Annotated in this window: 13 protein-coding genes; all 13 read right to left on the bottom strand. The window is 42.2% G+C overall.

Annotated elements, in window-relative coordinates:
* Nucleotides 1–6 precede the first annotated feature (6 nt).
* Entirely contained in the window at nucleotides 7–927 is a 921-nt protein-coding gene (locus A3CY_RS0115250) for an ABC transporter ATP-binding protein (RefSeq protein ID WP_018338803.1), read from the bottom strand.
* A 38-nt stretch (nucleotides 928–965) separates the two neighbouring features.
* On the bottom strand, nucleotides 966–3,269 hold the full coding sequence (locus A3CY_RS0115245) for a Gldg family protein (protein ID WP_026207732.1): 2,304 nt from the start codon (nucleotides 3,267–3,269) through the stop codon (nucleotides 966–968).
* Nucleotide 3,270: 1 nt separating this feature from the next.
* Nucleotides 3,271–5,571, bottom strand: a complete 2,301-nt coding sequence (locus A3CY_RS0115240; protein WP_026207731.1) for a Gldg family protein — start codon at nucleotides 5,569–5,571, stop codon at nucleotides 3,271–3,273.
* A gap of 16 nt (nucleotides 5,572–5,587) precedes the next feature.
* Entirely contained in the window at nucleotides 5,588–6,520 is a 933-nt protein-coding gene (locus A3CY_RS0115235) for an ABC transporter ATP-binding protein (RefSeq protein WP_018338800.1), read from the bottom strand.
* A 160-nt stretch (nucleotides 6,521–6,680) separates the two neighbouring features.
* Nucleotides 6,681–8,288 (bottom strand): PKD-like family lipoprotein, encoded by a 1,608-nt coding sequence (locus tag A3CY_RS0115230; protein WP_169503679.1) that lies wholly within the window; start codon nucleotides 8,286–8,288, stop codon nucleotides 6,681–6,683.
* 18 nt (nucleotides 8,289–8,306) lie between these two features.
* Nucleotides 8,307–9,047 (bottom strand): DUF4843 domain-containing protein, encoded by a 741-nt coding sequence (locus A3CY_RS0115225; protein ID WP_018338798.1) that lies wholly within the window; start codon nucleotides 9,045–9,047, stop codon nucleotides 8,307–8,309.
* Between the two features lie 18 nt (nucleotides 9,048–9,065).
* Nucleotides 9,066–10,604: a RagB/SusD family nutrient uptake outer membrane protein gene (locus A3CY_RS0115220; RefSeq protein WP_026207730.1), complete on the bottom strand. Its 1,539-nt coding sequence runs from the start codon at nucleotides 10,602–10,604 to the stop codon at nucleotides 9,066–9,068.
* A 12-nt stretch (nucleotides 10,605–10,616) separates the two neighbouring features.
* A complete protein-coding gene (locus A3CY_RS0115215) occupies nucleotides 10,617–13,988 on the bottom strand; it encodes a SusC/RagA family TonB-linked outer membrane protein (protein WP_026207729.1) in 3,372 nt (1,123 codons plus the stop codon).
* Between the two features lie 103 nt (nucleotides 13,989–14,091).
* Complete coding sequence (locus A3CY_RS21245) at nucleotides 14,092–15,279, bottom strand: FecR family protein (protein WP_018338795.1); 1,188 nt, start codon at nucleotides 15,277–15,279, stop codon at nucleotides 14,092–14,094.
* Between the two features lie 94 nt (nucleotides 15,280–15,373).
* Entirely contained in the window at nucleotides 15,374–15,952 is a 579-nt protein-coding gene (locus A3CY_RS0115205; RefSeq protein WP_018338794.1) for an RNA polymerase sigma factor, read from the bottom strand.
* Between the two features lie 199 nt (nucleotides 15,953–16,151).
* Nucleotides 16,152–17,255 (bottom strand): TlpA family protein disulfide reductase, encoded by a 1,104-nt coding sequence (locus tag A3CY_RS22180; RefSeq protein WP_018338793.1) that lies wholly within the window; start codon nucleotides 17,253–17,255, stop codon nucleotides 16,152–16,154.
* 5 nt (nucleotides 17,256–17,260) lie between these two features.
* Complete coding sequence (locus tag A3CY_RS22175) at nucleotides 17,261–18,349, bottom strand: TlpA disulfide reductase family protein (RefSeq protein ID WP_018338792.1); 1,089 nt, start codon at nucleotides 18,347–18,349, stop codon at nucleotides 17,261–17,263.
* Nucleotides 18,350–18,391: 42 nt separating this feature from the next.
* Complete coding sequence (locus A3CY_RS0115190) at nucleotides 18,392–19,219, bottom strand: hypothetical protein (RefSeq protein WP_018338791.1); 828 nt, start codon at nucleotides 19,217–19,219, stop codon at nucleotides 18,392–18,394.
* Nucleotides 19,220–19,223: the final 4 nt, after the last annotated feature.

The raw sequence follows: 19,223 nt of genomic DNA, 5'->3' as shown, positions 1-19,223 counted from the left end.
AAAGTTCTACTTTTTCGATAACTCGGCAAACACGGCATCCAGGGAACTGCGTTCGATATTGATTTCCGTCAACCGCCATCCCCTTGCCATACTAGTTTCTACAACTCGCTCGGTAATATCCTGCGCATCGACAAACTGAAGCCGGAAACGATGCCCTCCTAACTCTTCCGCCCCACAAATGCCCGGAATATTTTTCAATTCATCCAGAACTGGAGGTGCAGCCAAAGATACAATCAAAGAATTTGGCGTAATATAGTTATCAAAATCGTCAACCGTCCCGCTAAACACCATTTGTCCCTCTTCAATCATTTGAATATAGTCACAAGTTGCTTGTACTTCCGGCAAGATATGTGTCGATAGTACCACTGTTCGTTCCTGTGCAATCTCCTTCACCAGATGGCGAATCTCTACAATCTGATTCGGATCCAACCCGTTCGTAGGTTCATCCAAAACGACAAAATCCGGATTATGAATAATCGCCTGGGCTATTCCAAGACGTTGCTGGTATCCCCCGGAAAGATTACGTACCAAACGACGTCTAAAATGGGCGATACCACATTTTCCCATGACCTCCCGCACGGCATGGTCCACTTCTTTTCCCGACAAACGACGCAGAAAAGCACAATGCACCAGATATTCTTCCACCGTCAGATCGGTATGCAAAGGCGGTTGTTGAGGGAGAAAACCCACGTGCATTTTAGCTTTCACCGGATCTTTCCGCAAATCGATACCCTTGATAAAAACATTTCCGCTGGTCTGTTTCAACACGCCACACATGATATTCATGGTGGTTGATTTACCCGCCCCGTTTGATCCGAGCAAACCATATACCCCGTGGTGATTAATCTCAAAATTTATATCTCGTATAGCCCACTGAATACTGTAGCGATGAGATAGATTCTCGACTTTCACGATTGGTTCTTTCATAAAACTACATGATTTATATAATACATCCCTATTATTTCTTATTTTTCTCTACGTCTGAGCCAAACGACAATCCCCGCCGCTATCAACAACAAAGGCAACACCCCCATGAAACCGACCTTCACCCAGATCAAATCCTTGTACTCCATGCGAAGGTCATTATCCGGTCCGTAAGAACGACTGGTATTTACAGGATATTCCCCATTTGTGAACCACCGAAACATCTCAAGAATCAAATTAAAGTTTGCAGACTTCACGTCTTTTCTCGATCTTACCAGTTCCCCGTTACTCAAACAATCTGCATTTCCCAATATCATGATTTTCTGTTCCTTCCCTCCTATATGACGCCCCATGGCTAACACAATGGGTTGTCCGTTCCATTCTTCATCACCCTTTTCTGGAGCGAATTCAAGAACCTCATTCACGAAATCGGTTGTTTCTTTTTCATTCCAGTTCCCGACACTATCAGTTACGACCAAAGGAAGCATTCCGAAACCTTCCGGCAGATGACAAAGAATACCCGCTGTTCCCGGTGCGGTAATTCTATAATTATTCCGGCTCAAATAAGCTAAATTACCGGAAAAACTTTCTGCATCAGGAGTAAAACGTCCCTGTATTAAATCCGGGGCAAAATCCTCACTGGGATGAACCAAAATTCCGTCTGTAAAATGAACACCAAGCGGTTCCGTTATTTCATTCAGTATTGCTTGTCTGCCCGGCTTAGCCGCAATTAACAAATGCCGTCCGGAAGCAATATAACGGTTAATTTCGCTCTTTTCCCATTCGGTCAACTTTTCCCGGGGATCGGCTATAACCAATATACTAATCTCCTCGGGTATTGTTCTGCCATCTGCCAAAGAAAGAGCTTCCGTGTCAAACCCTTGATTAATCAAAGCGTGACGGAATGCCAGATTTTTCGTGAAAGTAGAATAATCGGCATCTCCTCCCCGGTAAACATCCCGCTCGCCATGACCGGTCAAAAAAGCGACTTTTGGAGAAACTTCAACCAATCTTTTCAATGCGGCTGTAATCTCACTTTCGGAAGGATGCTTTGACATATCGTTAAAAATCCGCAAGAAAGTCTTTTGCCCGTTCTCTCTTTCTACCAACCTCACGAAACGGTTTCCCTCGGAAGACAAATCCACCTGTTTCCGCACCTCTTCCGGGGACAACAATCTATCAAACTTCATTCTGATTCCTTTGGCTATCTCCTGTGCCCGTTCCTTATCGCTTAATCCCGGGAAACGTTGATCTAAAGACGGATTATCCGTTTTATCGTAATAATAAACGTATTTCATCTTTATCTCCGGCTTAAACCGCACGTATTGCTTAAATCGCTTGAAATCATCATTCACGGAACGGGGCAAAGCACACCAATAATTATCATCCAACAAATTCACGTAAGTCGTGATCGTCAACCCCCCTTTCATTTTCTCCATAACCGACTGGCTATTAAGAGTTAAAGTCTGCGATTTCATCGCTGTCGTATCATAATATGTCATACAAGCCGGGCGAGAACTCACGTATCCCAACAACATGGCTCCACCAACTACTAGGGTATACCATCCGACACGTGCTGCCCGAGAACCTCTTTTCCGGTCAAAACGCAATCGCAGAATTGTCAACATGACAAACAATACAATCACGATCAGAAAATATAAAACATCCTCGCTACATATCAAGCCGTCAATCATTTCCTTTGAACGTCCAGAAATAGACAGCCAATAGGTAATATCCCTAACTAATGCAATCTCCTGACCCACTCCCCCTATAAAGTTCAACACGGCGAGCACCGCAAGCGTTCCCATTGCCGCAACTACCTGGTAAGAAGTCAGGCTCGACATGAAAAGTCCAATGGCAATATAGGCACAAGTCAACAGATACAATCCTAACAACCCGGACAATACCAACGGAAAATCAATCGATTTTATAATGATACAACTGAAAAGGACCGTCAATACCAAGCCTCCGATCAAAAATAATGCATAAACCATCAAGGCATAAAACTTTCCCAACACGATCTGTTTATTCGTGATAGGCGAAGAAAACAGTAATTTTATAGACCCCGTACTGAATTCCCGGCTCATAATCCCCATCGTCAGCAAAGGAATATACAAATAAAGATAACCTTGTACCCGAGAATACAACCCCCATATGCCGGAAAATACACTGGCAGTTTCATCCATCAAACTATATCCGGTAGCCTTAGCCCGCAAGTCCGAGGTCAACACATCCGCATACTCCATTCCGACCTGAAAAATAAAAATCACAAGTATCAACCAAGCTATCGGCGAACAGAACAGCATACTCAGCTCGTTCTTCGCTATTTTATAGATTGTTTTCATATTATTTTCTCCTTCTTTTTGCCCATATTACAATACCACAAACTGCCAATGCGAGCGGGAATAAGCCCATAAGTCCGATATTCATCCAGGTGATTCCCTCCAATCCCATATAAATTTTCGTATCCGGAGAATGGGGACGAGTTGTATCTATCGGATATTCTCCACCGGATAACCAAAAGAACACATAACGCGGTAAGATTTGATTCTCCGTATTCACGCCTCTCCGTTTCATGAAAAATTCTCCGTTACTAAAGCAATCGGCATCTCCCATAACGAATATCCGTTGTTCTTTTTCTCCTACTTTCCGGCTTAATGCAAGAGCCAAAGCATACGTTTGCTCCTTCTCCCCTGCTTCAGCATGAAGCTCAGCTTTACCTTCACCAAAATCAATCGTTTCCAACTCATTCCAGCATCCCGTTGTATCTGTTTCCAGTATGGGCATCACGTCAAAACCGGCATCCTTAGAATACTCCAAACCAACAGCATCAGGCATCGGTACCCGGTAATTCCAGCGCAACATCCAACGGAACCAGGAATATATCCCCGCCGCCTCCCGGGTAATTTTCCCAAAAACCAAATTCTGCGTGAAATTCTCACTCTCCTGTACCATCTGCCCTGGCATAAACTGAACACCCAAAGAAGACAATAAAGGATTCATTATATCCTGCTTTCCAGGTTCCCCGGCAATAATTAAATTGCCACCTCTATCGATATAACGTTGGATTTCCTCTAATTCCTCTTGCTCGAAAGGTTGCCTTACATCTGCAATAATCAAAATATTCGTGTTCTCCGGAATCTTCTGCCCGTCATTCAAAAACAATTTATAACTATCGAAACCGTTATTAATTAACGCTTCCCGATAAGTAATATCCTGTGACATCACATAATATCCTCGGTCTCCTTTCCGGTCAATGTCCCTCTCACCATGACCGGCAAGAAATGCCACCTGCATCGCCGGAACAACCATACGTTTCATGGCTGCTGTGATTTCTTTTTCAGCCGGTTGGCGAGACATATCGTCAAATATCCGTAAAAAAGATTTCTGCCCATTTTCACGTTCTATAAGACGAACAAAACGATTTCGTTCTTCGGACAAATCTATCTGCTTTTTAAGTTCTTCCGGAGACAAGAACATTTTGAAATCCAATTCCAACCCGTTTGCGATCTCCTGCGCCCTCTCTCGGTCACTTAATAAAGGATAGCGCTGATCCAGAGATTCATTTTTTGTTTTATCGTAATAATAAACATACTTCATTTTCAATTCCGGCTTAAAACGGAGATATTGTCTGAAAAGCCGTTTATCCTGATTCAGATTTTGTGGTAATCCCGAAGCGTAATTTGGCTCCAACAAATTGACGTAGGTCGTTATTTTCAGTCCCCCGTTCAATTGCCTCATCACGTTCTGGCTATTAGGAGTCAATGTTCTCTGTTTGGTAACCGTCGCATCATAAAATCCCATAAGTACCGGAATTGAAGACAAATATCCCAAGAACACGGCAAGCGCAACCACCCCGACATAACGGCTGATAACAATCTTCCGGGAAACCTTTTTCCGCTCCCCCCTCAATTTCAATATAGAAAGCATCAAAAAAAGGACCACAACAATGGTAAAGTACAGCACGTCTTCACTACAGATCAACCCACCGATCAATTCATTGGAGCGTCCTCTTATAGACAACCAATACGTTACATCCCGCACAAAAGGAATATCTTGTCCTACCCCTCCAATAAAATTCAACACGGCTAATAGACCTAGCGTACACATTGCTGCCACCACTTGGTAAGAAGTCAAACTCGACATGAACAACCCGATTGCTGCATAAGCACAAATCAACAAATAAAGCCCCAATAAACCGGATAAAACATAAGGCACATCCATATCCTTTATTGTACACATCCCGAAAATGGCATACACGAACAAAATCGCAATCAAAACCAGGGCATAAATCATCATGGCAAAATACTTCCCGAGTATAATCTGTGTGTTCGTGATCGGAGAAGAAAACAAAAGTTTAATTGATCCGTTATTACGCTCCTTACTCATCAACCCCATTGTCAACAAAGGAATATAAAGATACAAGTATTGTTGCACCTGGGACAAAAGCCCCCGAAAACTAGAAAATACTTTTTCTGTCACATCCCAAAGACGATTCCCGACAGCCTGATCCACAACCAAATCACTAAACAAATTGGAAAAAGCCATACTGGACTGAAAAGTAAAAATCACCAGAATCAACCAAGCCACGGGAGAGTAAAACAACATACTCAATTCCGACTTGGCTATTTTAAATATTACTTTCATACACTTCCTTTCTAAATTATTTATTGTCTCTCTTTCCGGAAAGCTGGGCAAAAATCTCGTCTAGAGAAATCTTCTCCAAGGTAATCTCACTCAATCCCCATCCATTAGCCACGCTTGTCTCAATGACACGTTGCATCACATCACGCCCCCCGTCAAAACGGAATCGGAATTTTCTTTCCGTTAATGGAATTACCCGAATGATTCCCGGCACTCGAGCCAATTCTTCCGCAATAGGATTATTTTCAAACTCCGCCACAAACGTATCGGGTTCGATGTAATTATCAAACTCGTCTATTGTACCGGCAAACACGACTTGCCCGTTTTCAATCATGCGGATATAATTACAAGTAGCCTGTACCTCCGAAAGAATATGCGTGGATAACAAAACGGAACGGTCTTTCGCGATCTCTTTAATCAACTCCCGGATCTCTACAATCTGATTCGGGTCCAAACCATTCGTGGGCTCATCCAGTACGACAAAGGCGGGATTATGAACAATCGCTTGGGCTATTCCCACGCGTTGCTGGTATCCCCCGGACAAATTACGTATCAAACGATGGCTGAAATGGGCAATTCCGCATCTCCGTTTCGCTTCTTCCACTGCCGGTTTCACCTGTTTCTCGTCCATCAATCTCAAATTGGCACAATACGTCAAATACTCGTCCACGTTAAGATCTCCGTACAGAGGCGGCTTTTGCGGGAGGAATCCGATATTTTGCTTCGCTTCCACCGGATGTTCACTCAAGCTGATTCCGTTAATGTACACCTCGCCTTCTGTCTGATTCAACACGCCACAAATAATATTCATCGTGGTCGATTTTCCCGCACCATTAGAGCCTAATAGCCCGACTACACCTTTTTGACTGATTTCGAAATTAATATCCCGAATTGCCCACTGCGCACTATAGCGATGGGATAAGTGTTCTACTTTTACAATTGCTTTTTCCATAATTTTTTAGTAATTCACAAACACAATACATCCATATCATACCGGTCAAACCCGGTACGAGTATAAAATAAAGAATCCCATCGGTCTTTCGGAAAATCCCAAAAACACCTTCCGTCAATACCGACGGGAATTCAGTCTAAATCAAAACACACTACAAATTTTACTGTTGAGAAACAACCGTTAAAATCTTTCCAAACCCAGTATAAGGTTTAATACCATTCGCATCTATCGTTCCACCACTAGGACTCACGATCGGAATCGTGTAAAGAGTCCCTTCGTTACCATTCCACACTCCCGCTAACAACAAATGCTCATGCGTATCAATCGGCGTTTTATACCCGACCCCGGAAACATACTTCCGAGGATCCAAAAGATACCATGCCTGCCGGAACATCGAGAAATGAGTAATTTCACCGGAAGTCACCGTGTAAAGCAAATTTACTTGTGGCGCCACACCTCCCAACACAATAGCGTAAATCTGTGTTGAAGTGGCAAAATACACCACGTTTCCATCTTCACTCACCACATACCCCACGGCATCATCCATCTCATTTCCAGAAATATCATAAAGATATTTTGCCTTGGAAGTAGTTCGCTCAATCACGTAAATTTGATAAGCACCTGTGATTGTGTTCCTCATCACCATAAAGAAATTATCATCCACTCCAATGGCAGCATATGCGGTTTCCAATCCTGGTACATTATTCGGATCAAAAGGTCTTTCCGCATCGGATTCTAAAGTCGCTATATTACTTTTTACATAAGGATTACTCTTTTGGCACAAGAATCGACCACCCTCCTTATCATACCACACCCCCCAAGCCGTAGTAGAACTGGAAGATTGATGTGTATATGCTATACATTTATCCACGCTGGAAACTTTCATCACCTGCGCTTCCCCCTCTTGCACCGCATACTTCATCGGAATCTGTATATTCGGATAATCCCGAGCCAAATTAGCCGAAAAAGGATAAATATTTCCATCATTTACCCAAACCACATTAGAGCCACAATAAAATATCTGATTCGGTTTCATGGTAAGCGTATTATCATAGATCACCTCAAAATCCCGTCCCACAAGTTCATATTCCAAACCATCCACCAAAGTGTAAAAATCATCCCCGATGCAATACAACCGTTTTGATTTCACCTGATTATTGGTATTATACGAATGGCACACCTGTTTAACCAAACCTTCCATTGTACTACCGTTTACAGAACTATATAAATCATGACTGATTCTATCTGCAGCAGTCCACCCCTCGGTAAATTGTTTCCCCTCAATCAAAGAGAAATCCGTATTCCTCCCGTCTTTCGTTTCCACAATTAATATTCCCTCGTTATAAGCCGACTGCACAAGTACATTCCACAAGATATCCCGCCGATATTGTGTTTTATTGTCCGTAACTTGGTACCACAAAAAATAAGACGTTTCGTTAGGTGTTAAAAATATGGTTGTATCCAGTACTTCATTCTCCCCTATACATATATAATGAGATTTTGCTCCCGAATTCAGATTATCATCCGCGATAGTATTCAACATCCATTTATATGACAAATCAGAATTATCCCCATTATCCCGTGTAACTTTCGGTCGAATACTCAAACGCCCATATTGCACGACTTTAGATGTTTCCGGTATTCCAGTAGTATCTATCACAATATCCGGAATCGGATGATCGGCATCCGTACTTTTATCATCAAAACACGCTGTAAAGAAACTCACATTCCAAAGAATCAACAGCATATATAATAAATATCTTTTCATATCCATCTATTTTTTAGATTAATATATAGGTATAATTTCCTCACCTTTATATGCACCATCATCATGGCGATACACGTCATCATGCGTTCGATTGTATTCCCGAACCCAATCTGCAAATTTTTTCCCATACACCCATCCTTCGTATTGATCTAACCGGTAACCCGTTTCTGGATCCGGATCATAATACCAGAATTCCGTCAAACCCGTAGACGCTATAATAGCCCGATAAACATTAGAAGAATATTTCGAAGTAAAGAAGAAACGCATCGCATTCCATGTTTCAGGTTGTACTAAATCTGTGGTCCATGTTAATTGAATCGTGACATAATTCAACCATCCTCCGGCTTTAAAATACTCGTTATCTTTCACAGCCAATTTCAACTTTAACGTCGACTCCTCTATATTTAAAAATTCCGGATTACACACTTCCAAGGCGAGAGTACCAATAGTATCATTTGCTGGTACTGTCGCCTTCACGATGCGATACTGGTCGGATGTTGCTGTCGTGTTGGAATCACTCACCACCTCCACGGCGAACTCCCGTTCCACATTCACGGGATTCCCCACGAGCAATACTTTAATAAACATCGTATCCTTCTCGGCTTCCATGTTCGTCATAAACGACAACCCCTGTCGAAGTTTCATGAAATGCAAGGCATTCCCACCCTCGTAATACATGATATCACTGTCGGAACATCCATATATCCCCACGCACGTGATAACAAACAAGACAAAATATTGTTTTATCAAATATTTCATGATTATACATTTTTAATGTTAAAACTGTACTCTATTTCCTGATATTACCTCTTCGTCAGGATAAGGCAGAATATACTCGGAATCACCCATCGGATTGGCATACCCGACAACGTTCTCCACGCCCCAGCGTTTATAGAAATAGAAAAGTTGCCCCAAACTCACGAATTCTTTCCGGTACTCTTTCAGTATTTCTTCTTTCACTTCCTGATAACTCAGATTTTCATCCAAATCCCGCATAATCCCCCGTGCCTGCCGTACCGTATTCAAATAACCAATGGCCTTTTTCAGGTTTCCTTGTTCAGCAAACACTTCTGCACAGATATAATACATTTCCGGAGTACTGATCAAAGGTATTATTTCCCCATACTGCGTTTCCCCGTCACATTGATCCAGCTTCAACGTGGCATAATTATTCAAACCGGATCCCTGGGGCTGCAACAAATAAGAATAACGATAATCATCCACGCCAACGTCATTCCCTTGCCCCACTTCAAAAATAGTAAATGCTACATTCTGAGTCAAAAACACGCGTTCATATGTCGCATTCGGGTTCGATGCATCCAACCATTGACCCATAATATCATTCAACTTGTTCACGGCAAGATGCCAAATATGTTCTTGGGAAAACGTTCTATCTCGATAAAGCACATTTGAATGCGTCACCCGGGAACGAGACACCCAATCCCAACTATCCTGTCCTAAATCATCTTCTGTCAAGAACCACTCTTCGGCAATCTCCACGGCTTTGGCGTATCCCTCGTCTGTTCCTTCCCACATATAGACACGAGCCAAAAGAGCCTTTGCCACATAATAATCCACCCGGGGAGAGTCTTGGTAACTAAAATAATTAAAGAAACCGTAGTCACTCCCATTCGGACCATTATCAAAAAAATCATCATCCCCTGTAATCCGGTAACAATTTTTTCCGTCTTCCCCGTAAAGTAACTCAATGGCTTCCAGCAAATCATCTTTCAGCAACTTAAACGTTTCGGCATAAGACAACTGAGGCGTAACATCTTTACTAAACGTAGTCACGTACGGAATTGCCTTCTTGGAGGACACATCCCGATTTCTCAAATTACCGTACCCGAACATCCTCATCAAATCGAAGTGGAAAAAGGCTCTTAAGGTCAATGCTTCACCTTTTACCAACTGATAATTTACCGGATCTAACTCCGATTTATGCTCTTCCAACTTGGCTAAAATATTGTTACAGTTCGCTATCAAATTATACAAACCGTTCCACGCATTTTTTACATACGGGTACACCCGGGCATTCTTGTATTGATGGCTATGCAAGTATATATCATTACTTCCCGAAATCAAACAATAATAATGCGCCAAATAATCCAACATATGCCAGCTTAAATGCATTCCGTACAAATCCTTCGAAGTCATCCCGATATACACGCCCGTCAATGCTGCATGGAAACCCTCGTCCGAAGAAAACATATCATCCTGTGATACTTCCGTTGAGGAATCTACTTTCAACCAGTCCTCGCAAGAAATAAAGACAAGGCTGAACACTGTCAATAAAATTAATAATCTCGTTTTCATAAAGGTTACCCGTTAAAAAGTTGCTGTTAAAGAAAAACTCAACGTCCGAGCAAACGGATAGGATGTCCCCCGTTCGATCTTAATCGATGACCACTTGTAAACATCATTCATATTGGCTTGTAATCTCACTCTCTCAAACCCAATATGCTTCATCCATGCACGCGGAAAATCATAATACACACTCAAAGAAGATAAATTCAACTCGTTATCCTTCTGCACGAAACGAGTCGTGGCTCGCGTATAATCCGATTCCTGCATATTTCCCATGATATATGTATCACCTAAATTCTTAATCCTCCGGAATTGTGTTTGATCTCCCCGTTGTTTCCATCTCCCCGACAAAACCCGTTTATCCACGTTATAAGTAATATTGACATTTTCGACCCGATCTACCAACGTCTGATTGTAAAGTTCTCCTCCTCCGAGAAAAGTGAACACGACACTCAAACCAACCCCTTTGTACTCGCCGTTCAAACCGAAATTACCGTTATATTTAGAATCAGCAACCCCGGCTGCAACCATATCTTCGGCTTTCCATTGTTTTGTCATCTGTCCGTCCCGGTTCAAATAAATCTCATAACCATCAGACGGATCGATTCCCAGGGAAGGAACAGCCCAAATCGTATTCATGTGCATCCCATCATAATACATCTCCACCGGTGTAACTCGATCTTCCTTGGCAGCCAAAGCCCGCTGATTCTCGTTGAACGTCTTCATCGCATCCGACAACTTCTTCAATTTATTATTATTCGTGGTTATATTACCATTCACATTCAAAAAGAAGTCCCTACGATTGATAACGTTAACACCCAATGAAATCTCCACACCCCGGTTCTGCACCAACCCAAGGTTCTCGCTAACAGAAGTAAATCCGGTTGAAGCAGGTATTGTGATCTGTGATACAAGATTTTCCGTGTTGGAAGTATACCAATCAAAAGTCAGCGTAACACCTTTTATTTTCATATCAAGTCCCACGTTATAATCTTTTTTCAACTCCCATTGAAGCGCCGGATTTTCCATATTACTCAAATAAGCACCACTCCAATAGTAATTGTAATTTTCCTTCATATAATATTTATAAGTTGCCACCGCTTTATTGGACTGGAAATTCTGGTTACCCGTGTAACCGATAGAACCCCTTACTTTAAATTGCTCCAAGAACCCCCAATCCCGAATAAACTTCTCGTTATGCAGGTTCCAACCTAACCCGACACTCCAGAAAGTAGCCCAAGGCTTATCAGTCCCGAACACAGACGCCGCACTTCCACGCAAAGTAGCATCCAATAAAAATCGATCGTCATAAGTATAGGCAAAAACTCCCAACACCCCGACATTCCTGTTTTTAGAACTGCTACCGGAAGGTTTACCGTCTTCTTTATACATCATCCCGAAGATATACTCGTCCATACTGCCTGTCTTGTAACCCTGCGCTTCGTTTATAATCTCCATATACTCATTCTCCGAAATATTCCATCCCGCATTGGCAAACAAAGTATGTTTACCCCATGTCCTTGAAAAATTCAAATAGATATCACTCGATACCGAGTTGCTTTTTCCCGTGTTCAAGGTATAAGCGCCTCTCTTGTAATACACGTCCCGGCTATAATTGTTTTGACTGGTATGATTATAAGGATAATACTCGTCCGCATCACTCCGTTTTGTCGTAAAACTTACCCGTCCCGTCGCTTTCAGCCCCTCAATAATCGTCCACTCGATATAAAAATTATTCGTGAAACTCAAATAAGAAGTCTGGTCTTTAGTATTCGTTTTAGCATTATACAAGGGAGACTTTTCCGAATAAGTACCCCGTGCATAATCTTCCATCGGTTCACCCTTTTCATCATATGCCGGGGAATAAGGATTAGCCTTTGCGTATTCACTGAAAGTACCGTAAGGTGAATCCTGTGTTTTATTTCGGGTAATCGTGGCTATATCCCGAAACAAAAAATTCGATTTGCGATAAGATATTTGTGCTGTTCCCGAGAAAGTATTGCGATAAGATTCTTTCATGACACCTTCCACGTTACTATACGCCACGTTAAAAAGCGTTTTCATCTCCTTGTTTCCCATTTCGAACGTGAGAGCATGTTTCTGTCCAACGCCAACACGCAAAGGTTTAGACAACCAATACTCATCCAAACCTTCCTTAACAAGCTTCAATCGTTCGTAATACTTGCTCATCCCGGTATACGAATCCCCGTATACACTCCCTTCAAGCCTTTCGGCTTCCAGTTTCTCTGCGGCATTACACAAATTATAACTAGTCAAATCGGGCATTTCCAAATCCAGATTGCCCGTGTAAGTCACCCGCACTCCTTCTACTCCGAGCCCCACCGTTTCGATAACCACCACTCCATTAGCGGCTTTTGAACCGTAAATCGCTTTAGAAGCTGCATCTTTCAATATCGTGATACTCTCTACCCGGTTCATATCCAGGTCGAACACGGTTTCCACCGTCGTTTCAAAACCGTCCAGGATAAACAATGGCTGATTGGGCTGCGACTGGTAATTCCCTTTCAGATTAATATCACCACCTTCTGCAGGAAAAGAAGAAGTTCCTCGCAACCTCATATCCGGTAAGGAATTCGGATCGGAGCCCATTGTTCTGTTTTCCAAAATTTTAAGAGAAGGATCCAAGTTCTTCAAACTTTGAAATATATTGGTATTCCCAACCCGTTTTAACTCGTCTTTCCGGAATGTTTTTGCCGCCCCGGTAAAGCTCTCCGCTTTCCGGGTAAAAATTCCGGTTACCACGACCTCTTCCATACTCTTTACATCCTCGATCATCGTGATCCGGATCTCCGACTTCCCCGTGTATTGATGTTCTTGTGTCTGCATCCCGACAAATGAAAAAACAAGTATCGGATGATCCATCTTCGGGATTTCGAAATTAAACTTTCCGTCTTTATCGGAAACAACGCCCAATGCGGTTCCCTTCAAGACAATCGTTACCCCCGGCAAGGGCACGCTATCCCGATCCACGACCTTTCCTTTGACCACAAATTTCTCTATCTCCGGAGCTTTCTCTTGTTTACGTTTAATAATCACGGTATTCTGTTGTATTTCATACTCTAGTCCCGTGTTTTTCAAACAAATATCAAGAGCCTCCCGCACCGTTTTGTCCTTGATCTCAATATCAATCTTACCCGCTTGGTCCAAATCCCTGGTGTTATACACGAACACCAGTTTCGACTGTTTCTCGATAGCCCAAATGACATCCTTTACCGGCACATCCTTCATCGAAAGATTGATCAACGGCTCATCCGTCATAGCCTGTGCAACTCGACCTCCTGATAGGAATAAGCAAACTGCCACTTGCACACCAAGCAACAAATTTTTCACTTTTGTCACCCATAAATGAGTACACCTACGTTTTTTTTTCATACTTTTGAAATTGATTTAAGTTTAAAGTTATGCCTCCGGCAAGAGGCTTATCAACTAGCGGGGGATAGTCGCATATCCTTCGCTATTTTTATGTAATTACAACTTATTTACTTACTACAATTTGCCTGTCACGAATTCTGAAATGTACCGTCCCGGTACGTTCAAAGAATCCCAGCAAGGGTTCAATCGTTTCCTGCCGATCAAAATTACACCCGAAAAGATAGTCTTTCACCTCTTCATCCTCGTACACCACGTCAACATCATACCAGCGGGCAATAAAGTCCATGATCTCCTTCAACGGACGATCCCGGAACCGAAGGTATCCTTCTTTCCACGCTATGGCATAAGAAACATCTACTTCTGCCACCGTCATTTTCCCGTTTTGTTTATTAAGAACCGCCTGTTCTCCCGGTTTCAACACGAAACTATCCTCATTTTTCAAATTAGTTACTTTCACCGCACCCTTGATCAAAGTTGTTTGAACCTCCGCATTTTCCGGATAATTAGATATATTGAATTCCGTACCCAACACCGTTATATCCATTCCGGAAGCCTGTACAACGAAAGGCATCTTCTCGTTTCGTGCCACTTGAAAATATCCCTCTCCTTCCAATTCCACCTGTCTCTTATCCCCACAAAACCTCACCGGGAACTTAAGCTTTGATCCCGCGTTCAAGCATACCGAAGTTCCATCCGAAAGCTCCAACACAAACTCACCTCCCCGGGGAACTACAAGCTCGTTATACAAATTCACCTTACCAACTGTATCTGTATTTTCTGATGCGTCCATATTTTTATAAACAATACTCTCCCCGTGTAAACCGATAAGCGTACCATCCAACTCTTTCAAAGTATCACGTGAACGAACAGCTAAATCCACAATAGAACCGTCTGCCATATGCAACATGGCTTTAGGAATCCCCGGATTAATTTCCACTTGCATCGCATTAATATCCACACAATTACTTGTATTCTGCATACAAAAGTAAATTACGGGGGATACTACGAGGATAAACATACAAGCATACTTCAAAAAGTCAATCCACAAAGACCGCTTATGTCCCCGGGCACGCTTTCGGGAAAGAGCCCTCCACCCGGCTTGCACGTCTATCGATTTCAATTCCTGTCGTTTGCGACTCACGAATTCTTCACTGGTCACCAAACGAAACCACTCCCGATTCTCTTCAGCAAGTCCCAACCAATCGTCCAAACACTTTTGCTCGGCGACAGTCAAATCTCCTGTCAGATATTTACTAACCAATTCGGCAATATCAAAGAAATCGTCATTCATATTGTATTCTAGTTATACGGTTTTTCTTTAATTTTTAACTAGAACACAAAAAGGCAATTTTAGGGAGTGTCGGATATCAAATGTTTAATCTTTATTAACATTTCTCCGAGAGAAATAAAACAACAGGCAATAGGTAATAATACTCTTTCAGGTTGACTCTCAACTTCTTGTAAGCCTCCTTTTTATAAGCATGCACAGTACCTTCGGATATTTGCATCTTTTCTGCAATCTCCGCATTTTTCAATCCGTCCAAAGCATAATTAATAACTGTCCGCATTTGCATGGGCAAATTATCTATCGCCCGATTAAAAATACGGTGAACTTCTTCCTCCATCACCCGGTTTTGGAAATCTTGTTCCGAATCCCGAATCAACTCATCCGAAAGACGAAAACGCAAATTTCTGTTCCGAAGTAAATTAAAACAAGCATGGCGCACCACCACGTATAGAAAAGACTTGATTTTTCGAAAATCATCAAAATCAGTATGCCGATGCCAATATTTTAAAAATGCATCCTGTACAACATCGGCAGCCTCTTCCCGGTCACCTAAATAACGAGTTGCAAACAAACACAAGGAAGCATAAAATTCTTCAAATAACCTCTGAAAAGCCCGCTCATCACCTCGTTGCAGACGCTCCAACAATAAGTCGTTAATCTTGTTTGTTTTCTCCATAATACAGATGACCTATAAAGTAAAAACAAAAATATGTATTAAAAATTAGAAAACAAACAAAATTTATACAACACTCATCTTTTTTTTCAGCATGAAATATTCCAAAGCAATCCAAAAGTAATCCTCCTGTGATCCGATCTCTACCCGGGTAGAGATCGGATCACAGGAGGATTACCTTGTAATTACAAAAGAATTGCCCTCATTCCCGGTTCATCCCCTCCAATTCCATTGAAAAAAAGAATGGAAAAAACTCATGATTAGCCCCGAAATGCCATGCGTTCACGATTTTTCCTCGCTTATCGATCAAGATATAGCGGGGAATTCCCGTGATACAATAATTTTCCGTGAACTGATCTTTTTCTTTATTAATAATCAAATGTGGTACAATCCCGGAATATTTTTTCTCTTTTAAGAAATTTTTCCAACGGGCTTTTGCCTCAATCCCGTCATCCGAAATGGTCAGGAATACCACATCTTTCTGATCTTTGTACTGTTCCTTGAGCGCAATGAACGCAGGTAATCCGGCAACGCAACCACCGCACCAGGTCGCCCATACATCAATGAAAACAGCTTTTCCCCTGAAATCCGAAAGCTTTACCATTTTCCCGTTTTCATCCTCCATCTCGAAATCCGGAGCCATAGCCCCTGCACGCACAGGATAGTATCTCTCTTTCAATTCTATCGCTTGCCGGCGGGTTGCTTCCGTTTTGGAACACAGTTCAATATCCTCCATCAAGGCATTCACCTCATCCGTGTATCCCCTTTGCTTCAACTCGGTAACCAAAGTCGACAACACATAAGGATTACGCACCTCCTCGCTCTTGATATTATACAAGACATAAGTAGCCCGATTTAACGCTGAAAGATCCGGCATAAACAACTGGAAATACCCGTTCAATAAATTTGTTCTCTCCACATCTGCCAGTAACTCCAATGACGGGGAATCCAAATCCAAACCTTTCACCCGTTGAGCGATCTCGTTCTTCAAAGCCTCGTCTTTCGTTTCAATCGCCAGCCTACCCATACTCCACAACACGCCGTTATAGCAAAGCAATTCCGCCTTCTGCCGTGCTTCTTTACCTGAAAGCGAATCCATACATAACTTCACCTCTCGTTCAACCTCATTTACTTTTTGAACCAGTTCGTCTTTATTCAATCCTCCGGGAATCCGGTTATAAGCGTTATATATTTTATCAAACACGATTTGATCTTTTGACTTTTGTTGCTGGGCATAACCGGGTAACACGGCACATACCCCACTGCACAACATGATACAAGCCAGAATAATATTTCTTGTCCTCATAACTTTCATTTTTGCAACAATTCGACAATTTTCTCCCGTAAACTATTTCTCCGGATATTCTTAGCAACGATATTTCCCTCTTTATCCAACAACACGATAAAAGGAATAGCCTGTATCCCGAACAATTTCCGAATCTCGGACTTCGACCACCCGTTATCGTCCCTCACGCTGATCCATGGGATCTGCTCTTCCTCGCAAGCCTTTTTCCATTTATCCAAGGAATCATCCAGGGAAATACTCATGAAATGTACGCCTTGATCTTTAAACTCGGCATATTGTTCCCGCAAATTTTTCATTTCCTGCCGGCAAGGACCACACCAGGAAGCCCAAAAATCCAACACCAGAATATTGCCTTTTTGGGAGTCTAATGTCACTTTGTTTCCAGACTCATCCGTGGCAGTAAAATCCGGACAAGGGACACCCAATGCCGAAACAGCTAAGTCATCCGTGTGCTTCTTTAATAAGCGCCCGTAACAAGAGGATTGATTTTTTGCAGAAAGTAAATCGTATAATTCTTTCCCCTTCTCGAAACTTTCTCCTTTCACCACATCGGAAATATAAGCGGAATATACATTATCCGGATATTTCTGGACAAACTCTTTCGTCAAGCGATATTGAATCTCTTCCGCCTTCAACGCTTCCGTCATCTTTTCATCCGCCAACTTCTGATCACCGGCATCTAACGCTACTTTATACTCGTTCAGCAAATCATTTCGCACGCCATAAAACTGCACTTGTGCGATCTTATTATATTCCTCATCCAAATCATTGGCAGGAGAACCTTTCACGCTCCGGTTTCCCAATTTTGAATAATCTCCCGTGACCTCCATATTTTTCCCGTCCATGAAAAAATAGAATTGCCGACGGTTTACTTTCAGGATATATGATCCCGGCTCATCCAATTCACCCTTGATTTCAAATTTTCCCCCATCGATCTCTGCCGTGTACAAAATCTTGGCACTATCGCCGGGAGCGATCAAAAAAGCCTTCCCGTACTTCACCCCATCCAGATCGCCCTTCAAGGTAAAAGCGTAACGTGACGATTGTGTACACCCGACACAACAAATCACTAGTAAAGCAATGAATAATCTCATATCTCGTTCATTTTAATGTTCCACGATTGCTAATAAATATCATCATTCTTCCCCCATCTCCATCATCATTTTCTTTCCTTCAAAATTATCTCTTGATTTCCCGATCGTGCTCCAAAATCCGTCCCGTCCATTCTTCTCGATAACTTGGTCTATAATTTTAAACATGCTCGAACATTGGTCAAAATTACACCTTTCCAAAATATAATTCATCATATTTCCCAAGATGACACCGTCCATCATTGTATCAAACTGAAAAGCACCTTCCTTTTTTTCGTTTGCCTCCGTAACAATCGGGTAAGAAAACAGTTGTTCAAAAGCACAAATCATATCATCAACCTTTTTCTCTTTCCAGCTTTGCCACATTTCAATAAACTGGCGTCGCACCCCCGGAACCGGAATTGCGGACTTTTTCAAGGCTGCCGCCAACGAGGAGCAATCTACATCCGGACATTCAATTCCTTCTCTTTCCCGGAACAGAGATTGAAAAAACGTTGTCTTACACACGTCATTTATCTTTTCCGTAACTTTCTCTGCCTGTTCTCCCGTTAAACGAATATCTCCCCAATGTTCAATAACATCCGTGAAAGACTTCGCATTCAAACCGTTAATATATTCCAAGAAATAAGTCAGATTCTCGCCGGCATACCGCTCGTTTAACGGCAGTGCCATCAGATAACGGTCCACAGCCTCATTTAGCGCATCTTCCCGCCCATCCGCTTTCAAAGCTTCAATATATTCCTTTAAAAACTTCGGGTCTTGATTTCCTTTAGCAAACTCGGTTTTCTGTTGTTCTGTCACCTTGCCTTGAGCTTTAGCAAATTGTCCCAGCCCGACAAGACACAGTACCAAACAATATACAATTGACTTCATATCT

The sequence above is a fragment of the Butyricimonas synergistica DSM 23225 genome, assembly GCF_000379665.1.
Classification (GTDB): domain Bacteria; phylum Bacteroidota; class Bacteroidia; order Bacteroidales; family Marinifilaceae; genus Butyricimonas; species Butyricimonas synergistica.
The sequence above is the reverse complement of the archived record's forward strand: the minus strand, read 5'-3'. Positions and strand labels throughout refer to the sequence as shown.

Excerpts from the sequence above, each read along its gene's own strand:
- A3CY_RS0115250 (WP_018338803.1), bottom strand. The coding sequence starts at position 927 with ATGAAAGAACCAATCGTGAAAGTCGAGAATCTATCTCATCGCTACAGT.
- A3CY_RS0115245 (WP_026207732.1), bottom strand. The coding sequence starts at position 3,269 with ATGAAAACAATCTATAAAATAGCGAAGAACGAGCTGAGTATGCTGTTC.
- A3CY_RS0115240 (WP_026207731.1), bottom strand. The coding sequence starts at position 5,571 with ATGAAAGTAATATTTAAAATAGCCAAGTCGGAATTGAGTATGTTGTTT.
- A3CY_RS0115235 (WP_018338800.1), bottom strand. The coding sequence starts at position 6,520 with ATGGAAAAAGCAATTGTAAAAGTAGAACACTTATCCCATCGCTATAGT.
- A3CY_RS0115230 (WP_169503679.1), bottom strand. The coding sequence starts at position 8,288 with ATGAAAAGATATTTATTATATATGCTGTTGATTCTTTGGAATGTGAGT.
- A3CY_RS0115225 (WP_018338798.1), bottom strand. The coding sequence starts at position 9,047 with ATGAAATATTTGATAAAACAATATTTTGTCTTGTTTGTTATCACGTGC.
- A3CY_RS0115220 (WP_026207730.1), bottom strand. The coding sequence starts at position 10,604 with ATGAAAACGAGATTATTAATTTTATTGACAGTGTTCAGCCTTGTCTTT.
- A3CY_RS0115215 (WP_026207729.1), bottom strand. The coding sequence starts at position 13,988 with ATGAAAAAAAAACGTAGGTGTACTCATTTATGGGTGACAAAAGTGAAA.
- A3CY_RS21245 (WP_018338795.1), bottom strand. The coding sequence starts at position 15,279 with ATGAATGACGATTTCTTTGATATTGCCGAATTGGTTAGTAAATATCTG.
- A3CY_RS0115205 (WP_018338794.1), bottom strand. The coding sequence starts at position 15,952 with ATGGAGAAAACAAACAAGATTAACGACTTATTGTTGGAGCGTCTGCAA.
- A3CY_RS22180 (WP_018338793.1), bottom strand. The coding sequence starts at position 17,255 with ATGAGGACAAGAAATATTATTCTGGCTTGTATCATGTTGTGCAGTGGG.
- A3CY_RS22175 (WP_018338792.1), bottom strand. The coding sequence starts at position 18,349 with ATGAGATTATTCATTGCTTTACTAGTGATTTGTTGTGTCGGGTGTACA.
- A3CY_RS0115190 (WP_018338791.1), bottom strand. The coding sequence starts at position 19,219 with ATGAAGTCAATTGTATATTGTTTGGTACTGTGTCTTGTCGGGCTGGGA.